Genomic DNA, 25,479 nt, shown 5'->3' on the forward strand with positions numbered 1-25,479 from the left:
GAGGTATGACTACGATCGGGCTACGCCCTCCCTCCGTCACACCCCGGCGCGAGTCTCATCCTGAATGACGCTGATTCTCATCGAGATTGCCGCTAAACAGGCTACGATGTTTTCGACCCCTCCGAAGCTACGAGCACTCTGACAGGTTGAGAGCTACGGCAAAGAAATATATCGATTAAGAGCCTGGGCAAACTCGGGGGACTTTATGTATTTTCATGTGAGCCCGGCTTCTCATGAAGTTGGGACTATTCTAGAGCCTGGACGGCATGGAGATTTCATCAGGCTCTTCCATTATGGCACCTTTGCCACAACCTCAGACTCATTCAGCCTCGTACTGCGAGAGATGCTGCTTGAGACCGCCCGCGTGGCCTTAGCCAGCGAGGCTCCATCGCGCTTGAACTGCATTTTTGTTACGGAAACCATAGATTTCGCTAGAGCTTTTCGCGACCAATACCGTCCGAGCGCCAGCATATTCAGTGTGGAACCAGAGGGGGAGCCGCTGGTTCCAAGGCGCTGCAGCTTCTCTCTGATTTCTAGGCCTAAGAATGGAGCTCCGCCTTATCTTAGTTATTTGCCAGCAGAAGCGGTCGAGTATTGGATTCATCCTATTGCCGAAGGCGATCTGCCTGAACTGCTCTACCCGGGCCCACTTCGGGTAGTTCAACGAGTTGAGTAACCGACATACCATTATCTTCGAAGAAGGATGAGCAGAATATGGAATTTTTAGACTTGCGGGCTATAGGTGCTGTTTTAAGCGCGTTAGGCTCTGTACTTCTTGCTATTAGGGTCAGGAACATAATCAAGGCTCTTTCAGAAGTCCTAAAAATCCACGATGAAAACTTTAAAAATATGCACGGCAACACAATCGTCATTGCCGTCAATAGTTCAAAATGGGTCGATAAGGCTCAAGGTAGTTGGCTGCTAATTATCGGTTTCGGCTTGTTGGCCATTGGCGCGACCCTCCAAGCTATTGGAGTGTGGCGCAACCTTCCGTAGCGCTATAGAAATCCGTCCCCCGCATGATCCCTGAATCTATCGGCTCGGCGTACATAGGTTTCAACAGTGCGCGGGTCGCGGTGTCTCGTCACTTCCATGATACGTGAAATGCTCGCCCGGTTCTCCGCTGCTGAGGTGACAAAGCCAGCGCGCAGCGAGTGACCGGATAGGCTCGCCACATCGAGGCCGGCGGCGTCGGCATACTTCTTGACAATAAGCGCCACAGCTTGATCCGTCAGCGTCTCAGCCGTCAGGCGGTCACCACGATTGAAACGGCGGAAGATTGGGCCAAAGGTTATCCCAGCCACCTGAAGCCACTCCTTGAGCCTGTCAGCGGGTTTCAGGGCCTTACCGTTCAGGATGGCAACCGATTGGCCTTTCGCCTCCTGGTCGGTCTTGGACTTCGGGAGAAACACGTCCACACCTTCATCGCTGAAGGTCAGATCCTCGACGGTGATCGCCACAAGCTCCGATCGCCGGAAGGCGCCAGCGAAACCGAGCAAGAGTAAAGCCCTATCCCGCTTACCCTGGAGGCTGTCAGCGTTGATTCTAGCGAGCATGGCATGAATGACATCGACAGTCGCCGGTGCCTTCTGGCGGGCCGCTGTGCCCACTGTGCGACGTATGCCCTTCAGGATGGCCGCAACGCCTGCATTGTCGGTCGGATTGTCCAAACCAGCACCGCGGTGGAAGAAGCGAATTGCGGCCAGCTTGCGGGCGATTGTGGGAACCTTTTTGCCAGCGTCGGCCAGCGACGATGCATAATTCGCAACGGTCGCAGGGACGGCCGGCAGGTGCGATCGGTCGCGAGCCGCACACCAGTCCTGAAAATCCTGCCAATCGCTCTTGTAGGCTCGCATGGTGTTGCTGGACAGCGCAGCGCGGCCATAGTCCAGCGCAGCGTCAGACAGATCGGAGACAGCCTCTATTCCCGGCTGCGAGGAGATCAACGTCAACGCGGACATTCAATGCTCTCCTTTCGAAAGGTATTGCCATGGCGGCAATCCCTAGGGTGCCTAGGGGATGTGTGTCATGCACATGCGAGAGGTATTCGTGTCATGCGAACACCCTCAAGGAATGGTCGTGATGACCATACCTTTGGTAGCGATAAGCGGGTTTCGCGTTAGCTGAAGAGGCGATAACGATATTCCCAACGACTATTCTCGCTGGACAGACGCAACTCGCCAGCTTTCACGGTGCTTTGCTGATCGGCCCACACATTCATTGATGAGTGATCGTTGGAAGTCGGAGTTCTGAACACAGTTTGGGGCCAAATTCTCCTGATCGTTCTGAGGGCAGCCGCCTCGTCCGAACAATATTGCCATTCCGACCATGGAAGTTCTGAGATTTCAGAAGGCAAAAGCTTTGCTCGTGGGTTGATTTCTAACCTCACACCTGCCCCCCCTGGCGTCTGATCTCCTTCATGTAGGAAGGTCACGCCTGCCTCCTCGATGATCTTGATGATAGTGGCGACGTTGCCGGCAGAGCTCCGCTCAGGTCCAATCTTGTCATCTTCCATGCGCCTGATTGTCGTTAGTGACAGGCCAGACTTCTCGACAAGTTCACCTTGTGACCAGTTCAGTAGGGCTCTCGCCGCTCGGATTTGGTTGGCTTTCAACATCAGTTCCTCTTGCTATGTCACTCATATAAACGTTTTTTGCTTACGAGTAAACATTTACTGTTGACTATGGTTAACCCTTATGGTTTATGTATAGACAGAAAATGTTTATCTGGAAAGGAAAATGTAGCATGGAAAAGAAGATTGAGCAGGTTCGCCTCTCCAGCCTCTTTACCAACTCGGCTTTGAAGGCTGCTTTCGAACGTGCCGAGCGCGACAATGGCGCGGCTCTGGTTGTCCCAGCGCCTCGCGATCCGCAGTTGACCGGCGGCGCTGCTCTCGAACTCGCATAAAGACCGTCTCCCTTTTTAGGGAGTGACAAAACCCTCTCGACAACTTGGAGAATGACCATGCCGAATACGAGTCCGGCCGCTGGCGAAGCCATGCCTGCAAAGATTGACATCGCAGACCTAGAAAATCCTCTCGCTGATGCCACCCGTATGGCGTCTATTACCTCCCGGTTGATCGGTGATTGTCTTGGTCAGCCGAATACGAGCAACAAATATTACCTCACCAACAACCAAGTCGAGGACATGCTGTTTGCCACCTACCAGACTGCAGACTTGATCAAGCGCATCTACCAGACTTGGGAGACGATCCTTGAAACCCGTCGCACAGAAGGAGCTTCGGAATGACCGCGCCCTCTCTCGCCCAGCGTAAGCTCCTCGACATCGCCAACATGGTTTCGGTCGTGAAGAACCTCAACAACGCGCTTTTCATGGCCTGCGCAGATCTCAATGACATGCAGCAGATCAACGCGCTCCATTCCGTAATCGATGAGATCAACAATCGGATCGAGGTCCTTGGCGACCGGATCGACGAAGTTCGGGAGGAGCTCGCATGAGCAAGTTAGTAATCGACAAGACCGATTGCCTCGATTCCGCCGCGCGAAATCTAAACGACCTCCTCGATGTGATTTGCGCGCTCCAGTTCGACACTGCCGACGGTCCCGTCGATCGCCGCATTGACAGCCTCCTCTGGATCGCTCGCGATATGGCAGAGGGCATCGTTTGCAGGATGGGGGATCGTTCAGACAGTGCGCCGGAACCCGTCAAGCCTGTGGCTGAGTATCTCAATGGCCTGGTGGCTCAGGCGATTTCAGAAGTCCAGTTGAAGGCTGATATCGAAGAGCTTCACGACAAGGCGAAAGCTCTGATTGCCTCTTTCGATACTGCTCAAAAGTCGAAGGAGGAGGCCAACGAATGACCCGACCCCCCGCAATCTTGCAGTTCCGCCGCGCTGAATTGGAGAAGAGGATTGAGGAGCTTATCGCTCTCCTCGATCTTCTTGACGGCGACGAGAACCTTGAGCCGTATCTGGCCGATGCAGATCCACGGCTTGAAGACCGCGAATCGGATGACGATTTCGAGCCACCTATGAGCCGGGAAGAGCCCGAGGGCTTGAGGGTACATATTCGCAGCGAACGCAAGCAGCTTCAGGCCATGGGCTATGACTGCGGACTCTGGAGAGCATTATGAAGAATGTCATCTGCTTTCCTGCCCATCGTCAGCGCAGCGAGATCAAGCGTTGCGCCGGCAATCTCGACCGGCTGCATGGTGAGGCCGCAAGCCGCTACTGGCGGGAAGAGATGCGCCTCCTGGCCGCCCGCCTGACAGCGATCGGCATGTGTGGGGCTGAAGTTTCGAAGCAAGCTCTGCTCTTCACCGGTGCCGTTATGGAAGAGATGCAGCGCGCCTATGCCGAGCGCGCGATTACAGCAGAATGAAAGCAAATGACAGCATGTTGCATGTTGCAACGCGTGTTGCATGGAATAGCCGTGGCTGTAGGGGAATCCCCGGAAAACAAGGGAGAACAGCGTGTGACATGATGCGACATGGATTTCGGCAATTAGAAGCCAAGCTCCCTGTCTAACGCTTTGAAATCTTTGATGAAAGCGTTGGCTGGGGAACCTGGACTCGAACCAAGATTAACGGAGTCAGAGTCCGTCGTTCTACCATTGAACTATTCCCCAAAAGCCTGAAGCGGGTTACCGCGTTCGCTTTGGTGGGTCGTCATATAGATGATTTCTTGCGAGGCGCAAGTCGAAAAAATCGAAAAATGCGTTTTCGTCGCTCTTTTGCGTCTGTCTCCTGCGTCAGAGCCGCGCACGGGTGGAGCGTGGGGTGGAGAGCAGAAGGCTGGTCTCGCTGCCGGTAATGCCAGGGACAAGGCGGATACGGCGGAGCACCGCGTCGAAATCGCTGAGAGTGGCGGCGTTAAGTTCTACGATCAGGTCCCAGCGACCGTTCGTGCTGTGAATTTCGGATATTTCCGGGAAACCGCCGAGCGTGCGGATGACGCGGTCCGTCACATGGCCTTCAATCTCGATCATCATGATGCCGCGGATCGCCGCCTCCACCGCATCGGCACGCAGGATGACGGTATAACCGATGATAGTCCCGTCATTTTCCATTTTTTCGATGCGTGAGCGTACCGTTGCGCGCGAGGTTTCCGTCTCGATCGCCAGATCGGAAATGCTGCGTCTGCCGTTATGCCTCAAAAGGGTCACGAGCCGTTCGTCGAGATCATCCATTGGTAGCCATTCTGATAAATAGATTTGACCAAATCGATAGCCTATTTCGATAATATTGCCAATATTTGATGTTCATTCCGCCATGTCTGTGTGGTTTAGTGAGGTTATCGGTTGATGAAAGCGAGGGCTCAAATGGATATCAGGCTGATCGGTGCGCCGTTGCAAATCGGAGCCGGGCAATTGGGGTGTGAGATGGGGCCGAGTGCGTATCGCATCGCCGGTCTCACGCGGGCGCTCGAAGATCTGGGCCATCGGGTGGTCGACACCGGCAATGTAACGCCGGCGCCGCTGAGGGATTTTAGCCACCCCAATCCGGCGGTGCATCATCTCGCTGAGACAGTCGCCTGGACCGAGGCGCTGACGGAGGCCGCCTATCGCGAAAGTGCTGCCGCCGTTCCGATCTTTCTTGGCGGCGACCACGCAATTTCCGCGGGAACCGTCGCCGGCATGGCGCGGCGGGTGGCGGAGAGTGGCCGGCCGTTTTTCGTGCTCTGGCTAGATGCCCATACCGATTACCACACGCTTGAAACGACGCGCAGCGGTAACCTGCATGGCACGCCGGTCGCCTATTTCAGCGGTCGCGACGGATTTTCGGGTTACTTTCCGCCGCTCTCCCATGCGGTTCCTGAGGAAAATATCGGCATGATCGGCATCCGCAGCGTCGATCCAGCCGAGAGAGCCGCACTGGAAGACAGCGGCATCACCGTTCACGACATGCGCTCGATAGACGAGCATGGTGTCGCGGTTCTGCTGCGCGCGTTCCTTGCGCGGGTGCAGGCGGCAAACGGCCTGTTGCATGTCAGTCTCGATGTCGATTTCCTCGAACCGTCGATCGCGCCTGCGGTCGGCACCACGGTTCCGGGTGGGGCGACGTTCCGTGAGGCGCATCTGGTGATGGAGATGCTGCATGATAGCGGGCTTGTGTGCAGTCTCGATCTCGTGGAGCTTAACCCGTTTCTCGATGAGCGCGGCAGGACGGCGACGCTGATGGTCGACCTGGCTGCCAGCCTGATGGGCAAGCGGGTTATGGATCGCCCGACGCGGGCCGGCTGAGGGGGATGATGCAATGACGATTATACCGAACCTTAATATCGTACCTTTCGTCAGCGTCGATCATATGATGAAACTCGTGCTGCGCGTGGGGATCGATACGTTTCTGCGCGAGCTGGCCGACGTGGTGGAAGAGGATTTCCGCCGCTGGGAAAGTTTCGACAAGACGCCACGCATCGCATCGCATTCCCAAGAGGGCGTCATCGAGCTGATGCCGACCAGTGATGGAACGCTGTATGGCTTCAAATATGTGAACGGCCATCCGAAAAACATGAAGGAGGGCCGCCAGACGGTGACCGCCTTTGGGGTGCTTTCCGATGTCGGCAACGGCTATCCGCTGCTCCTGACCGAAATGACCATTCTGACGGCGCTGCGCACCGCTGCTACTTCGGCTTTCGCTGCAAAACACCTAGCCCGCAAAAATGCCCGCTCGATGGCCATCATCGGCAATGGCGCGCAGAGCGAGTTCCAGGCGCGGGCCTTCAAGGCCATTCTCGGCATCGACACGGTGCGGCTTTTCGATATCGACCGGACCGCCAGCGAAAAATGCGCCCGCAATCTTGCCGGGCAGGGCTTTACCATCGAAATTTGCGATAGTGCGCAGAGCGCGGTGGAAGGTGCTGATATCATCACCACCGTCACGGCTGACAAGCAATATGCGACGATCCTGACCGACAACATGGTTGGTCCTGGCATTCACATCAATGCCGTCGGCGGCGATTGTCCCGGCAAGACGGAACTGCACCGGGACATTCTGCTGCGGTCGGACATTTTTGTCGAATACCCACCGCAGACGCGCATCGAAGGTGAAATCCAGCAATTGCCCGAAGACTACCCCGTCACTGAGCTATGGCAGGTCATATCGGGTGAAAAGCAGGGACGGGTAAACGACAGGCAGATCACGCTGTTCGACAGCGTCGGTTTCGCGACCGAGGATTTTTCGGCGCTGCGTTATGTGCGCTCGAAACTGGCCGCCACCGGGCTTTATACGGAACTGGATCTGCTGGCCGATCCGGATGAGCCGCGCGACCTGTTTGGAATGCTGCTGCGTTGCGAGGCGGCTCTCGCCTGAGAGGACGTTCAACGGGAATGACGTCAGTCAGCCCGCCTGCGTTCCCTGCGGGCAACGGCATGTTCCCGCCAGATGGTGAAGAGACCGGCGGCGATCACGATTGCAGCACCCAGAACCATGTTGGATGTCACGACCTCGCCATAGATGGTGACGCCGATGATGGAGACGAGCACGAGCTGGTAATAGGAAAACGGCTGCACCGAGGCCGCATCCGCCAGCTCGAATGCCTTGATCAGGCAATAATGGCCGCTCATGCCGGTAATGCACAGCGCCAGCATCCAGCCCCAATCCTGGGGTGCGAGGCTAACCCAATAAAACGGACCCACCAGCGTCAGTGCTGCCGCACCGGCCACGCCGGTATAAAAGAAGCTCGTCATCGCTGAATCGCTCTTGCTGCCAAGGCGGGTCAGGACGCTGTAGAGCGCAAGCATGAAGGCGGCGATGAAAGTGATCAGCAGGCGGTTGTCGAACTCTTCGCCGTCAGGTTTCAGAATGACGAGAACGCCGATGAAGCCGACAAAAATAGCGCACCAGCGCCGCCAGCCCACATGTTCGCCAAGCAACGGCACGGACAGTGCGGCGACGATCAGCGGCGCCGAAGCGAGGATGGAGTGGCTGTGCGCCAGCCCGACAACGGCGAAGGAGAAAATGGAAAAAACAATCTGCACGGCAAGAAGGACGCCGCGGCTGATCTGCAGCCACGGACGGTTTGCCATGACAGCGCCCCGAATGCCGCCAGAGGACCTTGCAGCCATCAACAAAACGAAGACGGCGAAGGCCCAGTATCGAAGCATTGCGACGAAGACGGGCGGATAAGAACTGCCAAGATGTTTGGATATGCCATCCTGCGCTGCAAAGATCGTGAATGCTATGAGCGCATAAAGATAACCGGTCTTGGGTGATGGCATAAATAAACCACTGTCCGGCTGTTGCCGGCAAAAAGAGGATTCGGCGTGAATAAGGTGAACAGCAGCCATATGGTCTGGCCGCATCTTGTCAGACAACCTTATTTTCCGAATAGCTGCCATGCAAGTCCGAAGACTGCCTCTGCCCGGTCAAGTTCACGGGTGGCGCCGATGCTGGCGAAAGCTTTGCGAATAGCTGTTTTCCTGTCCGCCATGCGTTAACGCACCGCGGACAGGATGTCGGTTACGGAGTGATTTCTGCGTCGATCAGCCGATCGTCACGGCCGCCTTCGAGGTGACGGATTTCAGCGCAGCGTCGGCCAGTTTCAATGCGATCAGCCCATCCTTGATGGAGGGTGACGGAGCCACATTGTTTTCGATGCAATCGATGAAAGCGGTAATTTCCGCCGCGTAGGCCGCCGTATAACGCGTCATGAAGAAATCATGCAGCGGCGGGCGGGTGTAGCCCTCAGCATTGGCGATCTCGATGGAGACCGGCCGCTGGTTCTCGGCCGCAGCCGAACCGAGCGAACCATGCACTTCGATACGCTGGTCATACCCATAGGTCGCGCGTCGCGAATTCGAAATGCTGGCTTGCCTGCCGCTTTTCGTCGTCAGAATGATGCTGGCGCTATCGAAATCGCCGAGTGCACCGATCTCCGGATTGACGAGAACGGAACCGGTGGCGAATACGCTTTCCACTTCCTCGCCGAGCAGGAACCGCGCCATGTCGAAATCATGAATAGTCATGTCACGGAAAATGCCGCCGGAAACCTTGATATATTCGGCTGGCGGCGGGCCGGGATCGCGGCTGGTGATGGTCACCATTTCGACCTTGCCGATGCGGCCATCCTCGATTGCCTTGTGCACGGCCTGGAAATGCGGATCGAAACGCCGGTTGAAACCGAGCATCACCTTTGCACCGGTTTCCTCAACCACCTTGGCGCAGGCTTCCGCACGGGCCACATCCAGATCGACGGGTTTTTCGCAGAAGATGGCCTTGCCGGCACGGGCGAAACGCTCGATCAGATCGGCATGGGTGTTGGTCGGCGTGCAGATGATGACGGCATCGATCGTCTTGTCAGCCAGAACCTCGTCGATTGTGCTGACCTTGCACTGCGCTTCGCGGGCGATTGCTTCCGCAGCACCGGCAACGGCGTCCACAACGGCCACCAGCTTCGCACGGCTGTCGGTGGTGATCGCCTTGGCGTGGACCTTGCCGATCCGTCCAGCGCCGAGCAGTGCCAATTTCGTAACCATCTTTCCTCCGGTTCCTCACACCCGTCTTCCACTCCCGGAAAGACAGAATATGAACGCAAACAATGTTTCGATATGGAATATATGTTCTATTTTGCTAGATCGACATCGGAGGCGTGTCAAGCGTTTTGACGACGGGCAGGGCAGCCGAAATGATCTCTTCGGGAGGTTGCGCAGCACGGGTGAGCGCTGCGTTGAGAAAGCGTTGAAACGGGGACAAAATCCCCACCGGCAGTCAGTTGACAGAGGGTGCGACGACCTCTTGTTGGGGAAGCGCATAAACCTCGACCGGGGTTTCAAGGCCGCGCAGAAGCCATGGGCCAAGATTGTCCAGCTTGTCCTCATGTCCGGCCATACGGACGAATTCTTCGGAAAACAGGACGTTGCGGCCGGTTTCCTTGGTCAGGGTTTCAAGCCGTGATGCGATGTTTACGGCCGGGCCGATGACGGTAAAATCGAGGCGGGTTTTCGAGCCGATATTGCCATACATGACATCGCCGACATGGACGCCGATGCCGTAACCCAGAGGGTCATGGCCTTTCTGGCAATTGATGTCGTTGAGGGCAACGAGACTTTTCTGTGCGCTGGCAATGGCTTTCAGCAGGTTTTCACAAGCCTGCGGATCGCTGAGCGGGAAAATCGCCAGCAGCCCATCGCCCATGAATTTCAGGATTTCACCACCGAATTCCTCGATCGGATCGCACATCGCGTCGAAATAACCGTTCAGCAATTCGATCACATCATCGCGCGGCCAGAGGTCGGAAATATGGGTGAAGTTGCGCAGGTCGCAGATCAGGATCGCCGCGCCGACCGTTATGCCGCTGCCGCGCGTCGTTGCACCATTGAGGATTTTTTCGCCCGCATGCGGCCCGACATAGGTCTCCAGCAGGGTGCGCGTCATGCGGTTTTTCAGGCGAATTTCGCTGACCAGCGCGAGCGCCGGTAGCAGGTTTTTCAACGCAAGGACTTCCGCTTCCAAAAAGCCACCGGGCCGATCGCTGGAAAAAGTGGCGACATGGCGCTTGCCGAACGTATGTTCGATCGGCCAGGCGAAATAATCCGTCAGCCCGTCGGCGCGCAATTGCTCATAGATCGGATAAGCGGATGGCTCGATTTCGTCTCCGGTCAGGCGGTGGCGGATTTCGGTTGCGCCCTGATGGATGTCGTTGATGGGACTGTTCAGATATTCGGGCGAGCTCTCCGCCCCATAGCCATAGGTGGTGATCTCGGCCGACGATATGCCGGCCTTCCACAGGATGCGCGCGCCAAGCCATTGCGGGTGACGAATGCGGAAGGCAAGTGCGCCCCGCGCTATGGAAATTCCACTCTCGCGCAACCTGCTACACAGCTCGAAGAATATCTCATCGATAAAGCGCTCGTCCTTCGTGCCGGTGACGAGCCAGTCGAGAATTTCCGTTTTCTCCGTTGGCCACAATTCATCCAATGCTGAAGAAACCCGTTCTTCGGTGTTAAGGCTGAGTGTCATGGCAGGATTCCGGAAATTATTGGTGCTCTCGCGCAGGCGGGCCACATGGCGAACATGTCCCGTGCGGACATCATGTGGTGCCGGATAACGGAAATGTTAAGAGAGCGGAGCGGAAAATGTTCCGGAGAGACTTGTAGCGTTCAAACCGTTACGCGCGCCGCCCGGATGTTGCGTGAACATCGTCCCCGGCGGCGCTGAGATTTGGTTCGGATCGTTGTGAACGATCAGATAACGGTTTCGACTGGAATATGCAGGGCGGCGGCAACGCGCCTGATGCGCAGAGGATCGCTGTCTGAGCCGTCTTCCAGGGCGCGGATTTCATTGGCTGTCAGGCCGCAGGTGATGGCAAGCTGATCGACCGTATATCCGGCGAGATTGCGCGCCATCAGGACTTTTCGGGCGAAAGGAGCATCTGTTTCCTGATCGGAATCGAGTTGTGAGACTGAAATTGTCATTTTTTGCATCTCCCTCATGGTGGACACTTTAATGCGGATGGCAAAGAAAGGTTGCCGGAGCCGAATGCGACCGCGTTACCGGAGAAAAATCGTGTTGCAACGCAGCGAGAACATAGCCGCTTCATCCACCTACGCAATAGTTAAATTTTGTTAAGATTCGTGATCGCAGGATTCCTGCGGGATTCATCGCACGAACAAGGGGTTGAGAAAAATACTATTTTTCCGGGGTTTAGGCGGATGAAGACTGGCGGCTTGTGCTACAGCATGCCCCAGGCACGGAAGCGGCCGCGGCCCGTAACCTCCCTCAACTCCAGTTGATTGGCGAGCCCTATCGCGCCCTGCGGCGTGGTGCCGAGTTCCCTGACGATCATGGCCGCCGAAACCACCGGCCGGGAGACGACAAGCTCCACCAGGTCTGGAAGACGCGAAGACGAGCGTCGGCCGGCCAGCTTGCGCATCATGCGTTCTCTGGCGTGGGTCAGCCTGTCATGTTCCTTCATGCTGGCCAGCGCCGCCTCGTAAAAGCTGTCGAGAAGGGCGACTAGGCGTTGCGTCTGGTTTCTGGCGTGCCGGCGCTCGCGCGGGACGGCACGAAGACCAGCGCTGAGCGCCGGCAGGTGGTCGGGAGAGACAGCCCCGTCGCGCAGAAAAGCGGCGGCCATGAGCCTGCCGAGCCAGGGGCTGCGTTGCAGAACCTCGATCATATTCCAGGCATCCAGCAGGATCGCGGTGCGCAGGATTGGGGGCAGCTCCTCCGTCTGGCCAAGGACCTGCCGCCATTCCTTCAGCCTTTCCTCCTCGTCCCAGTCGGGATCGTTGATCATCGGATGGGCCTCTTCCCGATGTGTCACCGGCGCAAGGGTGGTGCCGGCGGTGATCGCGTCCAAGGTCGCGGCGCTTCGCGCCAGAAGTGCGTCCAGCTCGGAAAAGGCCCCGTCCAGCGGTGTTTCGCCTTCTGCATCAGACTCTTCGTTGCCGGAATGATCCACCGTTTCCGGGGTAAATGCCGTCTCGTCGGCGGCAATTCCCATTCTTCCGCGCAGACGGGAAAGGCCTGGTGCAGTGAAGGCCCAGCCTGGCGCGTTTGAAAAAATCAGCCGCCTTGAGCGGACGATCCGGTGCGCCGCCGTCATTTCATGGGTTGGCGCCCGCACATCCATATGGGCGTCATGCAGGACCAGATCTTCCATATGGACGAGTTCGCCATCCACCCACATGGAGGAAATCGCGTCGGTAAAGTCCTGCCTTTCGATGAAGCCGTGTTTCATCGGCGACCGGCTTATCCTCTCGTCCAGTCGTGCCAGCGCTTCACCCGCGCGCGCGGCGGGGATTAGAAGCTTTTCGATATGGATGTCCGATGTATCGTAAATCATTGATATTTTTTAGTTTGAGCACGGCCGGGTGACAAGGCGGATTAGAATGGTCCGGCGCGGAAGATGGCGAGTAGACGCTGCCATTGCCATGCTGCGATGCGGCGTAAACTTGCGCATTGCAATATGGCGGGTATATACCCCCTCCGAGAGCGACAAATTATCACACCTTCCGTTCGCCCTTCCACCTCCAGGCGAGATGAATTGGAGTTTACCGTGAATATTATGGCAAATGGTCCCGCTACGGCACCGGATCAGAAAACCCGTTTGAAATCCATTATCGGCGGATCGGCGGGCAACCTCGTCGAATGGTACGACTGGTACGTTTATTCGGCCTTCACCCTTTATTTCGCGCCGGTGTTTTTCCCTTCCGGAAACCAGACCGCTGAATTGCTGAGCGCGGCCGCCGTTTTTGCCGTCGGATTTCTGATGCGGCCCATCGGTGCGTGGTTCATGGGAACCTATGCCGACCGCAAGGGCCGCAAGGCCGGCCTGACCTTGTCCGTTACCTTGATGTGCCTCGGCTCGCTGTTGATCGCAATTACACCCGGCCACGAGACGATCGGCATTGCAGCGCCTGCCATTCTGGTGTTTGCCCGCCTGCTGCAGGGCATCAGCGTCGGCGGTGAATATGGCGCCAGCGCGACCTATCTCAGCGAAATGGCCGGCAAGAACCGTCGCGGCTTTTTCTCCAGTTTCCAGTATGTGACGCTGATTTCCGGCCAGCTTCTGGCGCTGGCGGTGTTGCTGGTTCTGCAGCGGGTTCTGACACCCGAGCAGCTCGGCGCTTGGGGCTGGCGCATTCCCTTCTTCATCGGTGGCGTTCTTGCAATTGCGGTGTTTTACATCCGTCGCGGCCTTGCCGAGACGCAGTCCTTTGAAAATGCCAAGGCGGGCAACGCGGACAAGCCGAAATCGAGCGGATGGGCGCTGTTCAAGCACTATCCGCGGGAAGCGATGATGGTCATGGCGCTGACATCAGGCGGCACGCTCGCCTTTTACGCCTACACGACCTATCTGCAGAAATTCCTCGTCAATACCTCCGGCTTCAGCAAGGAAAGCGCGACCGAAATCACCACGGCAGCCCTCTTCGTCTTCATGCTGTGCCAGCCGATTGCCGGTGCGCTGTCGGACAAGGTGGGTCGCAAGCCGCTGATGGTCGGCTTCGGCATTCTTGGAACGCTGTTCACCTATCTCATCTTCACGACGCTGGCGACGACAACCGACCCGATCATGGCTTTCGCTCTCGTTCTGGTCGGCCTGTTGATCGTCACCGGCTACACTTCCATCAATGCGGTGGTGAAGGCGGAAATGTTCCCCGCCCACATCCGGGCGCTCGGTGTGGCTCTGCCCTACGCGCTGGCGAACACGATTTTCGGGGGAACGGCGGAATTCGTAGCCTTGAAGTTCAAGCAGATCGGCCACGAAAACTGGTTCTTCTGGTACGTTACGATCATGATTGCGCTGTCGCTGGTGGTTTATGTGAAGATGCGCGATACGCGCGACCACAGCCATATTCACGAGGATTGAGCGGCCACAATTATACCAGCGAAAGCCCCGCCCCCTGGCGGGGCTTTTGTTTTCAGCGGATTCAGGCGTCTTCGACCGGAAGCACGATGCGGGCCTCAAAACCGTCCTGTCTGCCGGGTGCAGGGGAGGATAGCACGAGTTCGCCGCCAATCTGTTCCATCAGGCTTCTGACGATAGCGAGGCCAAGCCCGGTGCCATCAGCCTTGGACGGGCCTCGGACAAAGCGCGTCGTCAGTTTGGGAAGAAGCGCTTTGTCGATCGCCGCGCCGGAATTGACGACGCGGATCGTGCCGTTCTCTTCGGCCAGTATGTGCACCGGGCTTTCCGGCGGACTGTGGATCAGGGCGTTTTCGAGAAGGTTGCGGACGATGATGCCGAAGGCATCCGTGCCCAGCTTGCAGTTCAGGCCGCCTTCGCAGCGATTGGTGAAGCGGATGCGCGACGTGCCGATCGCCGTTCTGCTCATATCGTCGATGATGAGCTCGAGAATGGGGATGAGGTCGGTCGCCGTGTCTGTTACCCCGATCCTTGCTTCCGCGCGCGACATCTGCAGCAGTTTTTCGGCGAGATGGCCGAGATGCATCAGGGCTTTCTCGATATTTTCCACGCGCGGTGCAAGTTCAGGCGGAATATCGGCGTGCAGCCGCTGCGCCTGCGCCAGCGCGCCGGCAATCGGCGTGCGCAATTCATGGGCGCTGTTGGCGGTAAACTCCCTTTCCGCTTCGATTGTCGATCGCAGCCGCCTCAGCAGCAGATTGACCGAGCGGGCAATCGGGTGAAGTTCAGCCGGAAACGGCAGGGTTTCCAGCGGCGCGAGATTGCCGCCGTCTTTTTTCCCGATCTCGTCGCGCAAGGTCTGTATCGGTTGCAGGGTTTTGCGCACCACAAAGATAACGGCAAAGATGCTGGCGGGGATAAGAATGAGAACGGGCAGCAAAATTGCAGTGCCGGCTTCCTCGATTGCCTCACGCCGGTTTGCGAAGGCATCTGCGACCTGAAGGAAGTAATTCCCGTCCGGTGTCGCCACCGTGTAGATGCGCTGGGTCGCCGTTTCAGAAAAACCTGGGTCGAGAGAGACCTCGAAAGGTTCGGTCGAACTGTCATGCGAATGAAGGACGACCTGTCCTTCCCGGTCGCGAACCTGATAGGTCAGATATTCCGCCGCATGTGCAGACTGGTTGAGTTTTTGCGAGGCGGGACCCGTGTTGTTTTCCCTGAGATCGTCCACCAGCAGTGGCAGCAGTCTTTCGGCTGTTTCCTCAACGCCAGCGTCGAAAATTTCAGCGAACTCGTCCTGCATCACCATGACGCCCAACCCGCAGGCGATAAACCAGGATATGGCGACAACGCTCGTCAGCGCCGTGACGAGCTTGCGGGTCATGCTGGTTGGTCTGGCCATTTCTGTCTACCTGATGGTGTAGCCGACGCCGCGCACGGTCTCGACGCGGTCATGGCCGATCTTCTTGCGCAGCCGGCTGATATAGACCTCGACCGTATTGCTTTCTATTTCCGCGCCGAATTCATAGAGCGTGTCGTGCAGTTGAGATTTAGAGACGACCGCACCGGGATGCTCGACCAGCTTTTCCAGCACGGCCCATTCTCTGGCGCTGAGCGTTTGCGCTGTTCCGTCAACGACGATATTGCGCGCCACCTGGTTGATTTCGATGCCGGGCAGGCGAATGACGGGGGCGGAGCGCCCCTCGTACCGCCGCGAGACCGCCAGCATGCGTGCCGAAAGCTCGTTGAGATCGAAGGGCTTGACCAGATAGTCGTCCGCACCGGCATTCAGTCCGGCAATCCGGTCGGACACCTGGTCGTGCGCCGTCAGAATGATCACCGGCGTCGAGTCATCGCGGTTGCGCAGTGATTGCAAAAGGGTGATGCCATCGCCATCCGGCAGCCGCATGTCGAGCAGGATGAGCCCGTAGGCCATGGTCAGCGTCGCCGCCGTGGCGTCGTCGAGCAACTTAAACCAGTCGACGGCGTGGCCTGCCGCGGCGACATGGTCTCGCAGCGCCTCTCCCAGCACATGATCGTCTTCAACAAGCAGAACCCGCAAGACAGCTCCTTTATCGCGTCGTCTTGCGTATCGCTTTCACGGGATAAGCGTCAAGCACTGTATGTTCAGCTATTCTGGCGCTGGGTGCAGCCGCCGAACACGTCCTGCGCGGAATCGTAGACGGAGGTGGAGACGTTCATCATTCCAAGGATACTGTGGAAATAATTGTCGTGCGAGCGCCCGCCCTTTGCTGCGCCTTTTGCAAGGCATGCGCGATCCAGCCCCATTGATTTGGCGAAATCATCATCGAACCAGACGAGAAACGGCACATGGGTCTGCTGGTCGGGTGCCAGCAGATAGGGTGCGCCGTGCAGATAGACGCCGTTCTCGCCAAGCGATTCACCATGGTCCGAGGCGTAGATCATCCCCGTTGCCAGCGTGTTGGAGCGTGCCTTCAGCTTGTCGATCACGGTCGACAGGAAATGATCGGTGTAGAGAAGCGTGTTGTCATAGGAATTCACGATTTGCGCGTCCGTGCAATTGCCAAGCTCAGCGGTTCGACAGTCCGGGGTGAACTTCCGGAATTCGTCGGTGTAACGCAGATAGTAGGTCGGCCCATGGCTGCCCATCTGGTGCAACACGATGACACTGTCCTTCTTGACGTTGTCGAGCCATGCGTCGAGCTTGTCGAAGAAGATATCGTCGCGGCATTCTCCGCCGGCGCAGAAGCGGGTGTCGTTGGTGGAAGGCAGGTCGAAAAAGGGAATGCGGTCGGCCACGTTCTTGCTGCCGGTGTTGTTGTCCAGCCAGGTTGCACCGACACCGGCATGGACAAGAACATCCATGACGTTCTCGTTGGCGAGCGCCTTGTTGTGGCTATACTCAGAACGCGGGAATTTCGAGAACATGCAGGGAATGGAAATCGCCGTCGCAGTGCCGCAGCTGGTTGTATTAGGGAAATAGATCACGTCGCGCTTTGCCAGTTCCGGGTTGGTGTCGCGCCCATAGCCGTTCAGGGAAAAGTTCGCAGCGCGCGCGGTCTCACCAGCCACGATGACGGTGATGCGTGGCTTGTGGATGCCACCCAGCGCCGGCAGGATTTTCGCATCCTTGCCGATCGGGCTCACCTGTATGTCAGCTTCCTTTTCCGCCTGCGTCAGATAGTGAATGGTGGATATGATCGGCGACAAGGGATTGACGCTTTTGACGATATCCTTGTGCTGGCGCACGGCGGTGGTGAATGTTTTGGAATTCGCAAAGCTGATGATGCCGGCAACGGTGAGGCAGATCAGGATGCTGACGGTGTTCCACAGCAGCTTGTCGATGATCGGCCGATGCCGAACCCGGACGGCGGCGATGACGAGCGACGGCACCAGCCCATAGATGGTCAGATGCCAGAAAAGGCCAGGTGTCATCAGATTGCCCGCTTCCGCCCGCGTGGTCTCCACGGCGTTGCGGATCATGTCGCTGTCGATGATGATGCCGTAGCGGTCCATGAACCATGAAGCCGCCGCGGCCGCGAATACCAGCAAGATAAGAAACGGCTTGATGAGATATTTGGCGGAAAAAATGGTGATGAGCGCGCCGAAAAGCGCCGCTATGGCGACATAAAGCCCAACGATGGCGACCGGATAGGCGGAAAGATAGGTGTGAACCTTCGACCAGAACGTCTGGTTTGTAAAAAACAGCAGATAGGCTCCCGTCAGCAGACAGAGCGGCACGCTGCCTATTTCCGGACGAAGAGTTACAGTCCCAGTCGTTTTCGCGGTAAAAAGCGCCACTATCAGGTCCCACCAGATTCAGAACGGCGGGCATCAGCAATGAAAGTGCGAACGCCCGTATTTGAATTGCCTCAGAGGCCAGTTGATGGCGGTTGCATCATTTAGCTGACATCAACCTGAATGATTGTCATGAATCTGTCATGTTGCGCCGCGCTCCATGCGGCGGTGGACGTGTTTTCATGTCGATGACCAGCTCTCGAGCGGATATCAATTAATTCAGCCCGACGAGGCCTGTCGCCGTGGTGCGCGTTGAAAACACGCGCGTGGCCCGGACCGGTAGCACGCTGCCCGCAGGCAGGTTCTGGAAGGTCACCGTCGCCCCGGACAGCAGGGTTAGGCATAGCTGCCCGCCATTGCCGACATAAATGGCACGTGTGACTGACGGTAGCGGGTTGTTATCATCGGGAACGATGTCGAAACCGTGGGACGCCGGTGATTCGAGGCCGGCGCTATGATGTGTGTAAGTCTCAGCCATTGTGGTCTCCCGTAAATCAAAATCCGCCGTGATTATGCGGTGAGCCGGGGTGACGGGGACAAGCGGGGAAGACAAATGTCGGCGCAGGCTCCGGTCCTGCACCGGGCTCAGCCGGAAAGACTTATGGTCCTTACGCAATTTCATGGGGTTGGCCGTATCGCCATTTCTGTCGGCCAAGCGGATGGCGGCGAATTTTTATCCCCGGGATCGCGCATTCTCGTAAAACTTGACTGACAAAGAATATATTTCTAGTTGCTCCACTTTCGGATGGTATTACGGTGACGGAAGAACCGTTGCGGGCAAGCTGACCCATCGGTGATAACGCATATCAAGTGAAGCAGCAGGGGCATGAAGCGCAGAGATCGATTGATGTCTTCCGGTTGGGGGCGGCGGGAATTTCTGGGGCTGCTTGCCGCTTCGGCTCTTGCGGGCAAGGCGCGGGCGGCGGTGACGCCGCGTCTTGCCGCGATCGACTGGGCCATGCTGGAAACCTCCGTCGCGCTCGGTATCATGCCGGTTGCCGCAACTGAACTCATCCAGTTCAGGGCAGGTGCTGTCGAGCCGGAAATTCCTGAAACCGTCTCTGATCTTGGTCTGCGCGGCGCGCCGAATTTTGAGCTTCTGCAACTGACGCGGCCCGACCTCATCCTCATTTCACCTTTCTACACACGTTATACCGGCCGGCTGGAAGCGATAGCGCCGGTGTTTTCATTGCCATTTTACGTGAAGGGCGAGCCGCCGTTTGAAAAGTCGCTTGCCGCGGTCTCGGCACTTGGCGAAAAGCTGGGCAGGGCTGACGAAGCCCGCAAGGTTCTGGACGAGGCACACCTTGCGCTGCAAGCCATGCGGACGCGCCTGGCAGGTTTTGCGTCGCGGCCGACCTATGTGATCAACATCGGCGATGCCCGGCATTTCCGCGCCTTCGGTGAAGACAGCATGTTCGGCGATATTCTTGGCCGGCTGGGGCTGACCAACGCCTGGGTAGATCGTTCGCAGTTCACCTTCGCCGCCCCGGTTCCGCTCGAAAATCTAGCCGACGTCGCCGATGCACGCATCGTCATTGTTTCGGATGTTCCGGTGGAGGCCCGCGAGAGCCTGCGCAACAGTGCCATCTGGCGTGCGCTTCCGGCCGTGCGGGAAAACCGGGTGGTCACCCTCGGTAATGTCAGCCCCTATGGCGGTATCACCGCAGCCATGCGTTTTGCGCGGCTTTTGACCGAGGCTCTGGCAACCCACGGAGAGGCATTGTGACGGCACGGCCTCTCCAGCTTTTCTTCGGCCTCGTCTTTCTTCTGGCCTGCGGGCTTTCCCTGCATGCCGGATTGCTGCGGTTACCCCTCGGCGCTTGGCCCGGCCTGCCGTTCGATGCTGCGTCCATGTCGATGGATCAGGTCATTTTCGCCTTCAGCCTGATGCCGCGTGTGGTGGTTGCCATTCTGGCGGGGGCGATGCTGGGATTGTCGGGTGCGCTTTTCCAGCAATTGCTGCGCAATCCGATTGCCGACCCCTCCACCCTTGGCATCTCTGCCGGCGCCCAGTTGGCAATCGTCATCGCGACCCTGTTCTTCCCCTCGGTGCTGGATGGCAACCGCGCATGGGTGGCGCTCGCCGGCGGTACCGCTGCGGCCTCCGTGGTGTTTCTTCTCGGCTGGCGGCGGTCCTTCGAGCCCGTCACCATGGTGGTGTCGGGACTGCTGGTCGGCATCACCGCCGCTTCCGTTGCCGCCGCGCTGACGCTTGCACGAGGCGAATATCTGATGTCGCTTGTGGTCTGGAATGGCGGTTCGCTCAGCCAGCAGGACTGGTCGAATGCGTTTCTGCTTGCGGCCCAACTTCTCGCTGGTCTGGTTCTCACCGGGCTACTGATAAGGCCATTGACGGTTCTGGGTCTCGGCGATTCCAGTGCGCGATCGCTCGGCGTATCGCTCTTTTCGATCAGGCTGGCGGTGGCTGCCGTCGCCGTGATGCTGGCGGCATTCGTCGCCGCCGCCGTCGGTCTCGTCAGTTTTATCGGACTTGCAGCACCTGCGCTTACCCGTGCGCTGGGTGTGCGACGTGCATCTTCCGTGCTGTTCGTTTCGCCGCTTCTGGGCGGTCTGCTGCTCTGGTTCTGCGACGGTCTCGTGCAGCTTCTGGCGAGTACGACAGCGGAAGTGTTTCCGACGGGTGCGGTCACGGCTCTCATCGGCGGGCCTTTGCTGCTTTGGCTGCTGCCGAAAATCCCGCCTACGAATATCCATCGCAGTGAGGGCGGCGATCTCGCGATCAGACGCAGGCTTGCCTCCCTGCTGCCGGTGCTTGTCATCATGGCCGGGCTGGTTTTTGCAGCCCTCGCCATCGGCAAGGGGCCGGAGGGCTGGACGGTGCTGAAAACTGGCGACCTGCAAAGCCTTCTGCCCTTTCGTTGGCCGCGGTTGATGGCGGCTTGTGCTGCCGGTGGTTTATTGGCGATGGCGGGCGCGCTTCTGCAGCGGCTGACCGGAAATCCCATGGCAAGCCCGGAGGTGATCGGCGTCAGCGGTGGCGCGGGTCTTGGTTTTGCCGCCGCCATCACGCTCTTTCCGGCCGCCGGGCTGTTCGAACTGTTTTGCGGCGCCGGCCTCGGCTCGGCAGCCGTCATGATGCTCGTTCTGTTCTTTTCGGTGCGCCGGCATCTGGCGCCTGAAAAAATACTGCTCGCCGGCATTGCCATCAGTTCGCTCTGCTCGGCGGTACTTTCGGCACTGCTTGCCATTGGTGATCAGCGGGCCTGGCAAATTCTCTCCTGGCTCAGCGGCTCGGGTTCGACGGCGACATCAGCTTCGGCGATCTTTCTTGCGGTGCTTTCCGTCGTGCTCCTGGCCGCTGCCCTGTCGGTGACGCGCTGGCTGGCGATCCTGCCGCTTGGCCGGAATGTGCCGCTCTCACTAGGTCTGCCGCTCGCTACTGCGCGTATCGCAGTCATCGCCGTGGCCGGCATTGCCACCGGTGCGGCCTCACTGCTGGTCGGCCCACTGAGCTTCGTCGGGTTGATGGCGCCGCACATTGCGCTTCGCGCCGGTTTCACCACACCGCGCGACCACCTGTTTGCATCGTTCCTGTTCGGTGCGGTGCTGATGGCGCTTTCCGATCTCGGGGCACGAACCGTGACCTTTCCTTACGAGTTGCCGCTTGGGCTTTTTGCGGCTCTGGCCGGTGCGCCCTATCTGATCTGGCTTTCAGGCAGGCGATGATGATTTTTCTGAACGATTTACGGAGATGAGAACAATGGGTCAGGCCGCACCTGCCGTGGATTACGACGATATCCCGCTTTTCTCTCTGGAAGCGGTAACGATGGAGGTTCCGGGGAGGACATTGCTGCATCCGCTGACTGCAAGCTTTGCGACCGGCAAGACCATCGGTCTTATCGGCCATAACGGTTCGGGAAAATCGACGCTGCTCAAGATACTCTCGCGCATGCAGGAGCCGACGGCGGGCAAGGTGTCGTTCGAGGGGAAGCCGCTGGGGAGTTGGGGCAACCGCGAATTTGCGCGAAAGCTCGCCTATCTTCCTCAATATACGCCGGCTGCGTCCGGCATGCTGGCCAAGGAACTGGTGGCGCTTGGCCGTTACCCCTGGCACGGCGCGCTCGGCCAATTCACCAAGGCGGATCAGGAGAGGGTGGACGAGGCTATCGAGCTGACCGACACCGTGGCCTTCAGGGACCGGCTGGTGGACACGCTTTCCGGCGGGGAGCGCCAGCGCGTGTGGCTGGCCATGCTGGTTGCCCAGAACGCCGAAAGCCTGCTTCTCGACGAACCCATATCGGCGCTCGACATGGCACACCAGCTTGAGGTTCTCTCGCTGGTGCAAAGATTGTCGCGGGAAAAGGGTCTCGGCGTCATCGTGGTGCTGCACGATGTCAACATGGCGGCGCGGTTCTGCGATGAGATCGTCGCACTGCATTCCGGTAGGCTTATCGCAAGGGGAACGCCGAAAGAAATCATGACGCCGGAAACGCTGGAGCGTATCTATGGCGTCCGTATGGATGTCATGACCCATGCTGCGACCGGCTTTCCCGTAGCACTGCCGCTTTGACATCGTTGCAGCAAAACAACGCCCTGACGTACTCGCCTTTAACAGGAATTCCGCAGGCGTTTCCCGCCCTAACAATGTCTTAATGGCATCCTACCGCCAGTAGACATTGTTAACCGTTTTGCTTTCCTTGCACCCAATTCAGTTGTTTTGGATCGATTTCGGGGAACAAACGTTAACAGTGCGGAATTCAATATCCGGAGAGGGCAAGAAGGGCTGCTGCGGGTAGGAATAAAACAGGAGAAAATCAGATGAAAAAGGCTGTTGCCGTAACTTTTGCCGCATTGACGATGGGTCTCGGTGGAACCGTGTCCGCACTCGCTGCCGACCTTGCAAGATATGAGCCGGCTCCGCAGGAGCAGGACGAACGCAATGGCGTCAAGATCGGTTACCTCACCTGCGATATCGGCGGTGGCGTCGGTTACGTAATCGGCTCGGCCAAGGAACTGGATTGCACCTTCCAGTCCACCATGGGCGCGCGTCGCACCGACCATTATACCGGCGCCATCCGCAAGATGGGCGTTGACCTTGGCTTCACCACGCAGGGCCGTCTGGTCTGGGCCGTTTTCGCCCCGACAGCGGGTTACCACCGTGGTTCGCTCGGTGGCCTTTATCAGGGCGCCACGGCTGAAGTGACCGTTGGTCTCGGCGTTGGTACCAACATTCTCGTTGGCGGCACCTCGGGCTCCATCCAGCTTCAGACAGTCAGCGTGACGGGTCAGGTTGGCCTCAACCTCGCCGCAACCGGTACGTCCGTGACGCTCACGGCGATGAACTGATCTTCGGCGTACTGCCCGGCGTATAAAGCCGGGCATTCTGTCGCATGTCAAAAAACGCCCTCTTCGTTGTCAGACGGAGAGGGCGTTGTATTATGCGGGGCATGATGATCTCCGCATTCAGAACGCTTCCGGCTTCAATGGCTTTTTTCCTCTGTATTGCTGCACCGGCATTGGCCGAAGGCGATGCGGTGCACGGGGAAAAAGTTTTCAGCCGCTGTTCCACCTGCCACAGTATCGATGCGCCGCGCACCCGCATGGGACCGCATCTGATGGGCGTGGTGGGCAGGCCGATAGCCTCCGTGGCTGGTTACGGCCATTATTCGCAGGCGCTGAAGGATGCCGGTGCCGCGGGTCGGGTTTGGACGGAGGAGGAGCTGCAAAGTTTTATCTCGAGCCCAAAAAAGGCGATCCCTGGAACCTCGATGCGCTTTTTCGGGCTGTGGAGCGAAACGGATATTGCGGATCTGATCGCTTATCTGAAAACGCATCCGATGCCGCAATAGCCTTTAAAGCGGTGCTTCCGAGACGATCTCTTCTGCCTCTTCCACCGTCATCGCCATCACCTTCGCGCCGATTTCGAAGCCGAAGCCGTTGCGGGCGAATGCGGAAAATTCCTTCGACTTGCGTTTTTCATCAAGCTCGACACGGCGAAAGGGGCCGAAGGCGCGCTTCCGCGCAAAGATGACGGCCGCCACCAGATCGTTGGTTTCCTGCAGTGCGACTGCGGCCGTTTCCCGATCAATGCCCTTGATCTGAAGTTTTTGCGCAAGCCCGCGCTTCGACTTGCCGCTGCGCTGGCCACTTCGCACTGCAATTTCTGCATAAGCCGTATCGTCCAGCGCCTTGATGCCATAGGCGAAGGTCACGGCGAATTCGCCAAGCGCCTTTATCTGAGCGGGGCTGATATCCTCGAATTTTTCCCGCGCCTTGCGGGTGATCGCATCGCGCAGCTGCTTTTCCGTCATCATGCGCTGTTCCAGCCGGTAGAGAGCGGAATTGCGCGCCCATGACAGCATGCGGCTGGTGGGTTCGATGGCCTGCGTTTCGCCATCCAGTGCCATGTCATCGGTCAGGAAGGGGCTGGAATCATCGTTCATCCCGCTTTTATAGCGCAGCGAAGCCGTCTTGCCAGTTCCCGTCTGCTACACGCCCTCTGGTTTTTCAGCGTCTCAGGGCGTCTGCGCGCCGGTTGCGGCGACGTAGACCGAATAGAGCGATTTCGTTGCGGTGATGAACAGGCGGTTTTTCTTCGGGCCGCCGAAGGTGAGGTTTGCGACCGTCTGCGGCACCTTGATCTTGCCAAGAAGCGTACCGTCAGGCGAGAAGCAGTGGACGCCGTCGCCGGCACTGGTCCAGAGATTGCCCGCTGTATCCAGACGGAATCCATCAGGCAAGCCATTGTCGAGATTGCAGAATTCCCGGCCGTTTGTGAGCTTTACGCCGTCCACGACATCGAAAACGCGGATATGGCGTGGGCGGGATACATCATGGCTGTAGGAACTGTCTGCGACATAGAGCTTGGTTTCATCAGGCGAGAAAGCAAGGCCGTTCGGCTGCACGAAGTCATCGATGGCGATCTTGATTTCACCGGTTGCGGGGTCGAGCCGGTAAACATTGCGCGTCTTCTGTTCGGGTTCCGCCTTGTAGCCCTCATAATCGGAAAGAATGCCGTAAGTGGGGTCGGTAAACCAGACGCTGCCATCGGATTTCACCACCACGTCATTAGGCGAGTTCAGCCGCTTGCCGCCGTAGCTGTCGGCAAGAGCGGTGATCGAGCCGTCGACTTCGGTGCGGGTGACGCGACGGCCGCCATGTTCGCAGGAAACCAGCCGTCCCTGCCGGTCGCGCGTATTGCCATTGGTGAAGTTGGAGGGGTGGCGGAATACCGAAATCCCGCCATCCGGCACCCATCGCAACATGCGCTCATTGGGAATGTCGCTGAACAGCAGGCAGTTCAGATCGGAAAACCACACCGGGCCTTCAGCCCAGCGGCAGCCGGAATAAAGCTCTTCCAGTTCCGCATTGCCGACGATCAGAAGGCGGAAGCGTTCATCGTGAATTTCGTAAGGGGAGGCGTTGTCTGTGGTCATGAGCGTGGTCCGCTTGAGGGCTTTTCGTTC

Annotated in this window: 29 protein-coding genes and 1 tRNA gene; 15 read left to right on the forward strand and 15 right to left on the reverse strand. The window is 58.1% G+C overall.

Going from position 1 to position 25,479, the window contains the following annotated elements; genetic code table 11:
• The first annotated feature begins 714 nt into the window (after nucleotides 1-714).
• A complete protein-coding gene (locus tag ASD46_RS06790; RefSeq protein WP_060641884.1) occupies nucleotides 715-996 on the forward strand; it encodes a hypothetical protein in 282 nt (93 codons plus the stop codon).
• Nucleotides 997-998: 2 nt separating this feature from the next.
• On the opposite strand, the gene ASD46_RS06795 is transcribed toward ASD46_RS06790, so the two are convergent.
• Both ASD46_RS06795 and ASD46_RS27435 read right to left on the reverse strand, forming a co-directional pair.
• Nucleotides 999-1,961, reverse strand: coding sequence for a site-specific integrase (locus ASD46_RS06795; RefSeq protein ID WP_082546139.1), 963 nt, complete (start codon nucleotides 1,959-1,961; stop codon nucleotides 999-1,001).
• A 158-nt stretch (nucleotides 1,962-2,119) separates the two neighbouring features.
• Nucleotides 2,120-2,617, reverse strand: coding sequence for a helix-turn-helix domain-containing protein (locus ASD46_RS27435; protein ID WP_200951518.1), 498 nt, complete (start codon nucleotides 2,615-2,617; stop codon nucleotides 2,120-2,122).
• 128 nt (nucleotides 2,618-2,745) lie between these two features.
• Here ASD46_RS27435 and ASD46_RS27440 point away from each other — a divergent pair, with 128 nt between their 5' ends.
• The 6 genes from ASD46_RS27440 to ASD46_RS06825 are packed head-to-tail and all read left to right on the forward strand — an operon-like array spanning nucleotide 2,746 to nucleotide 4,340.
• Entirely contained in the window at nucleotides 2,746-2,907 is a 162-nt protein-coding gene (locus ASD46_RS27440) for a hypothetical protein (protein WP_200951519.1), read from the forward strand.
• A gap of 57 nt (nucleotides 2,908-2,964) precedes the next feature.
• On the forward strand, nucleotides 2,965-3,249 hold the full coding sequence (locus ASD46_RS06805; protein ID WP_060641885.1) for a hypothetical protein: 285 nt from the start codon (nucleotides 2,965-2,967) through the stop codon (nucleotides 3,247-3,249).
• Entirely contained in the window at nucleotides 3,246-3,458 is a 213-nt protein-coding gene (locus tag ASD46_RS06810; RefSeq protein WP_060641886.1) for a hypothetical protein, read from the forward strand. Before ASD46_RS06805 ends, ASD46_RS06810 begins: the two co-directional genes overlap by 4 nt.
• Nucleotides 3,455-3,820, forward strand: a complete 366-nt coding sequence (locus ASD46_RS06815) for a hypothetical protein (RefSeq protein WP_060641887.1) — start codon at nucleotides 3,455-3,457, stop codon at nucleotides 3,818-3,820. The genes ASD46_RS06810 and ASD46_RS06815 overlap by 4 nt, the downstream gene beginning before the upstream one ends.
• Nucleotides 3,817-4,092 carry a hypothetical protein gene (locus tag ASD46_RS06820; RefSeq protein WP_060641888.1) on the forward strand — a complete coding sequence of 92 codons (276 nt, stop codon included), beginning with the start codon at nucleotides 3,817-3,819 and terminating at the stop codon, nucleotides 4,090-4,092. Before ASD46_RS06815 ends, ASD46_RS06820 begins: the two co-directional genes overlap by 4 nt.
• The gene (locus ASD46_RS06825) at nucleotides 4,089-4,340 is read left to right on the forward strand and encodes a DUF6074 family protein (RefSeq protein ID WP_060641889.1); all 252 of its coding nucleotides are present in this window, start codon (nucleotides 4,089-4,091) and stop codon (nucleotides 4,338-4,340) included. The genes ASD46_RS06820 and ASD46_RS06825 overlap by 4 nt, the downstream gene beginning before the upstream one ends.
• Nucleotides 4,341-4,512: 172 nt before the next feature.
• Here the strand turns inward: ASD46_RS06825 and ASD46_RS06830 are convergent.
• Nucleotides 4,513-4,586 (reverse strand) — tRNA-Gln (locus ASD46_RS06830).
• A gap of 123 nt (nucleotides 4,587-4,709) precedes the next feature.
• On the reverse strand, nucleotides 4,710-5,147 hold the full coding sequence (locus ASD46_RS06835) for an Lrp/AsnC family transcriptional regulator (protein WP_004431612.1): 438 nt from the start codon (nucleotides 5,145-5,147) through the stop codon (nucleotides 4,710-4,712).
• 132 nt (nucleotides 5,148-5,279) lie between these two features.
• Between ASD46_RS06835 and rocF the strand changes: the two genes are divergently transcribed.
• Complete coding sequence (gene rocF / locus ASD46_RS06840) at nucleotides 5,280-6,200, forward strand: arginase (RefSeq protein ID WP_060641890.1); 921 nt, start codon at nucleotides 5,280-5,282, stop codon at nucleotides 6,198-6,200.
• Between the two features lie 13 nt (nucleotides 6,201-6,213).
• The gene (locus ASD46_RS06845) at nucleotides 6,214-7,269 is read left to right on the forward strand and encodes an ornithine cyclodeaminase (protein ID WP_060641891.1); all 1,056 of its coding nucleotides are present in this window, start codon (nucleotides 6,214-6,216) and stop codon (nucleotides 7,267-7,269) included.
• A 23-nt stretch (nucleotides 7,270-7,292) separates the two neighbouring features.
• On the opposite strand, the gene ASD46_RS06850 is transcribed toward ASD46_RS06845, so the two are convergent.
• From ASD46_RS06850 to ASD46_RS06870, 5 genes are all read right to left on the reverse strand, one after another.
• On the reverse strand, nucleotides 7,293-8,177 hold the full coding sequence (locus tag ASD46_RS06850) for a DMT family transporter (protein WP_060641926.1): 885 nt from the start codon (nucleotides 8,175-8,177) through the stop codon (nucleotides 7,293-7,295).
• 264 nt (nucleotides 8,178-8,441) lie between these two features.
• Complete coding sequence (gene iolG / locus ASD46_RS06855; RefSeq protein WP_004431628.1) at nucleotides 8,442-9,434, reverse strand: inositol 2-dehydrogenase; 993 nt, start codon at nucleotides 9,432-9,434, stop codon at nucleotides 8,442-8,444.
• 232 nt (nucleotides 9,435-9,666) lie between these two features.
• Nucleotides 9,667-10,917, reverse strand: a complete 1,251-nt coding sequence (locus ASD46_RS06860; RefSeq protein WP_041694655.1) for an adenylate/guanylate cyclase domain-containing protein — start codon at nucleotides 10,915-10,917, stop codon at nucleotides 9,667-9,669.
• Nucleotides 10,918-11,141: 224 nt separating this feature from the next.
• The gene (locus tag ASD46_RS06865) at nucleotides 11,142-11,372 is read right to left on the reverse strand and encodes a helix-turn-helix domain-containing protein (RefSeq protein ID WP_004431634.1); all 231 of its coding nucleotides are present in this window, start codon (nucleotides 11,370-11,372) and stop codon (nucleotides 11,142-11,144) included.
• 257 nt (nucleotides 11,373-11,629) lie between these two features.
• Nucleotides 11,630-12,745 (reverse strand): RHE_PE00001 family protein, encoded by a 1,116-nt coding sequence (locus ASD46_RS06870; protein WP_060641892.1) that lies wholly within the window; start codon nucleotides 12,743-12,745, stop codon nucleotides 11,630-11,632.
• Nucleotides 12,746-12,967: 222 nt separating this feature from the next.
• Between ASD46_RS06870 and ASD46_RS06875 the strand changes: the two genes are divergently transcribed.
• The gene (locus ASD46_RS06875; protein WP_004431639.1) at nucleotides 12,968-14,272 is read left to right on the forward strand and encodes an MFS transporter; all 1,305 of its coding nucleotides are present in this window, start codon (nucleotides 12,968-12,970) and stop codon (nucleotides 14,270-14,272) included.
• Between the two features lie 61 nt (nucleotides 14,273-14,333).
• On the opposite strand, the gene ASD46_RS06880 is transcribed toward ASD46_RS06875, so the two are convergent.
• From ASD46_RS06880 to ASD46_RS06895, 4 genes are all read right to left on the reverse strand, one after another.
• Nucleotides 14,334-15,671: a sensor histidine kinase gene (locus ASD46_RS06880; RefSeq protein ID WP_060641893.1), complete on the reverse strand. Its 1,338-nt coding sequence runs from the start codon at nucleotides 15,669-15,671 to the stop codon at nucleotides 14,334-14,336.
• A gap of 6 nt (nucleotides 15,672-15,677) precedes the next feature.
• Entirely contained in the window at nucleotides 15,678-16,331 is a 654-nt protein-coding gene (locus tag ASD46_RS06885; protein WP_004431644.1) for a response regulator transcription factor, read from the reverse strand.
• Nucleotides 16,332-16,396: 65 nt separating this feature from the next.
• Nucleotides 16,397-18,052, reverse strand: coding sequence for a phosphoethanolamine transferase (locus ASD46_RS06890; protein WP_082546140.1), 1,656 nt, complete (start codon nucleotides 18,050-18,052; stop codon nucleotides 16,397-16,399).
• Between the two features lie 211 nt (nucleotides 18,053-18,263).
• Nucleotides 18,264-18,527 carry a spike base protein, RCAP_Rcc01079 family gene (locus tag ASD46_RS06895; RefSeq protein ID WP_060641895.1) on the reverse strand — a complete coding sequence of 88 codons (264 nt, stop codon included), beginning with the start codon at nucleotides 18,525-18,527 and terminating at the stop codon, nucleotides 18,264-18,266.
• Between the two features lie 348 nt (nucleotides 18,528-18,875).
• On the opposite strand from ASD46_RS06895, the gene ASD46_RS06900 reads away from it, so the two are divergent.
• The 5 genes from ASD46_RS06900 to ASD46_RS06920 all read left to right on the forward strand — a co-directional run bounded on the left by ASD46_RS06900 (nucleotide 18,876) and on the right by ASD46_RS06920 (nucleotide 23,862).
• Complete coding sequence (locus ASD46_RS06900; protein WP_060641896.1) at nucleotides 18,876-19,778, forward strand: iron-siderophore ABC transporter substrate-binding protein; 903 nt, start codon at nucleotides 18,876-18,878, stop codon at nucleotides 19,776-19,778.
• A complete protein-coding gene (gene fhuB, locus ASD46_RS06905) occupies nucleotides 19,775-21,739 on the forward strand; it encodes a Fe(3+)-hydroxamate ABC transporter permease FhuB (protein WP_060641897.1) in 1,965 nt (654 codons plus the stop codon). The genes ASD46_RS06900 and fhuB overlap by 4 nt, the downstream gene beginning before the upstream one ends.
• Nucleotides 21,740-21,773: 34 nt before the next feature.
• Nucleotides 21,774-22,583 carry an ATP-binding cassette domain-containing protein gene (locus ASD46_RS06910; RefSeq protein ID WP_060641898.1) on the forward strand — a complete coding sequence of 270 codons (810 nt, stop codon included), beginning with the start codon at nucleotides 21,774-21,776 and terminating at the stop codon, nucleotides 22,581-22,583.
• A gap of 248 nt (nucleotides 22,584-22,831) precedes the next feature.
• Complete coding sequence (locus ASD46_RS06915; RefSeq protein ID WP_004431668.1) at nucleotides 22,832-23,359, forward strand: DUF992 domain-containing protein; 528 nt, start codon at nucleotides 22,832-22,834, stop codon at nucleotides 23,357-23,359.
• 92 nt (nucleotides 23,360-23,451) lie between these two features.
• On the forward strand, nucleotides 23,452-23,862 hold the full coding sequence (locus ASD46_RS06920) for a c-type cytochrome (RefSeq protein ID WP_004431671.1): 411 nt from the start codon (nucleotides 23,452-23,454) through the stop codon (nucleotides 23,860-23,862).
• A gap of 3 nt (nucleotides 23,863-23,865) precedes the next feature.
• Here ASD46_RS06920 and recX read toward each other — a convergent pair whose 3' ends face one another.
• Entirely contained in the window at nucleotides 23,866-24,456 is a 591-nt protein-coding gene (recX, locus tag ASD46_RS06925; protein WP_013762039.1) for a recombination regulator RecX, read from the reverse strand.
• 72 nt (nucleotides 24,457-24,528) lie between these two features.
• Nucleotides 24,529-25,449, reverse strand: coding sequence for an SMP-30/gluconolactonase/LRE family protein (locus tag ASD46_RS06930; protein WP_060641899.1), 921 nt, complete (start codon nucleotides 25,447-25,449; stop codon nucleotides 24,529-24,531).
• Nucleotides 25,450-25,479 lie beyond the last annotated feature (30 nt).

It is taken from the genome of Rhizobium sp. Root491 (assembly GCF_001427205.1).
Taxonomy (GTDB): domain Bacteria; phylum Pseudomonadota; class Alphaproteobacteria; order Rhizobiales; family Rhizobiaceae; genus Agrobacterium; species Agrobacterium tumefaciens.

Coding starts and splice junctions, on each gene's coding strand:
- ASD46_RS06790 (WP_060641884.1), top strand. CDS start 715: ATGGAATTTTTAGACTTGCGGGCTATAGGTGCTGTTTTAAGCGCGTTA.
- ASD46_RS06795 (WP_082546139.1), bottom strand. CDS start 1,961: ATGTCCGCGTTGACGTTGATCTCCTCGCAGCCGGGAATAGAGGCTGTC.
- ASD46_RS27435 (WP_200951518.1), bottom strand. CDS start 2,617: ATGTTGAAAGCCAACCAAATCCGAGCGGCGAGAGCCCTACTGAACTGG.
- ASD46_RS27440 (WP_200951519.1), top strand. CDS start 2,746: ATGGAAAAGAAGATTGAGCAGGTTCGCCTCTCCAGCCTCTTTACCAAC.
- ASD46_RS06805 (WP_060641885.1), top strand. CDS start 2,965: ATGCCGAATACGAGTCCGGCCGCTGGCGAAGCCATGCCTGCAAAGATT.
- ASD46_RS06810 (WP_060641886.1), top strand. CDS start 3,246: ATGACCGCGCCCTCTCTCGCCCAGCGTAAGCTCCTCGACATCGCCAAC.
- ASD46_RS06815 (WP_060641887.1), top strand. CDS start 3,455: ATGAGCAAGTTAGTAATCGACAAGACCGATTGCCTCGATTCCGCCGCG.
- ASD46_RS06820 (WP_060641888.1), top strand. CDS start 3,817: ATGACCCGACCCCCCGCAATCTTGCAGTTCCGCCGCGCTGAATTGGAG.
- ASD46_RS06825 (WP_060641889.1), top strand. CDS start 4,089: ATGAAGAATGTCATCTGCTTTCCTGCCCATCGTCAGCGCAGCGAGATC.
- ASD46_RS06835 (WP_004431612.1), bottom strand. CDS start 5,147: ATGGATGATCTCGACGAACGGCTCGTGACCCTTTTGAGGCATAACGGC.
- rocF (WP_060641890.1), top strand. CDS start 5,280: ATGGATATCAGGCTGATCGGTGCGCCGTTGCAAATCGGAGCCGGGCAA.
- ASD46_RS06845 (WP_060641891.1), top strand. CDS start 6,214: ATGACGATTATACCGAACCTTAATATCGTACCTTTCGTCAGCGTCGAT.
- ASD46_RS06850 (WP_060641926.1), bottom strand. CDS start 8,177: ATGCCATCACCCAAGACCGGTTATCTTTATGCGCTCATAGCATTCACG.
- iolG (WP_004431628.1), bottom strand. CDS start 9,434: ATGGTTACGAAATTGGCACTGCTCGGCGCTGGACGGATCGGCAAGGTC.
- ASD46_RS06860 (WP_041694655.1), bottom strand. CDS start 10,917: ATGACACTCAGCCTTAACACCGAAGAACGGGTTTCTTCAGCATTGGAT.
- ASD46_RS06865 (WP_004431634.1), bottom strand. CDS start 11,372: ATGACAATTTCAGTCTCACAACTCGATTCCGATCAGGAAACAGATGCT.
- ASD46_RS06870 (WP_060641892.1), bottom strand. CDS start 12,745: ATGATTTACGATACATCGGACATCCATATCGAAAAGCTTCTAATCCCC.
- ASD46_RS06875 (WP_004431639.1), top strand. CDS start 12,968: ATGGCAAATGGTCCCGCTACGGCACCGGATCAGAAAACCCGTTTGAAA.
- ASD46_RS06880 (WP_060641893.1), bottom strand. CDS start 15,671: ATGGCCAGACCAACCAGCATGACCCGCAAGCTCGTCACGGCGCTGACG.
- ASD46_RS06895 (WP_060641895.1), bottom strand. CDS start 18,527: ATGGCTGAGACTTACACACATCATAGCGCCGGCCTCGAATCACCGGCG.
- ASD46_RS06900 (WP_060641896.1), top strand. CDS start 18,876: ATGAAGCGCAGAGATCGATTGATGTCTTCCGGTTGGGGGCGGCGGGAA.
- ASD46_RS06910 (WP_060641898.1), top strand. CDS start 21,774: ATGGGTCAGGCCGCACCTGCCGTGGATTACGACGATATCCCGCTTTTC.
- ASD46_RS06915 (WP_004431668.1), top strand. CDS start 22,832: ATGAAAAAGGCTGTTGCCGTAACTTTTGCCGCATTGACGATGGGTCTC.
- ASD46_RS06920 (WP_004431671.1), top strand. CDS start 23,452: ATGCGGGGCATGATGATCTCCGCATTCAGAACGCTTCCGGCTTCAATG.
- recX (WP_013762039.1), bottom strand. CDS start 24,456: ATGAACGATGATTCCAGCCCCTTCCTGACCGATGACATGGCACTGGAT.
- ASD46_RS06930 (WP_060641899.1), bottom strand. CDS start 25,449: ATGACCACAGACAACGCCTCCCCTTACGAAATTCACGATGAACGCTTC.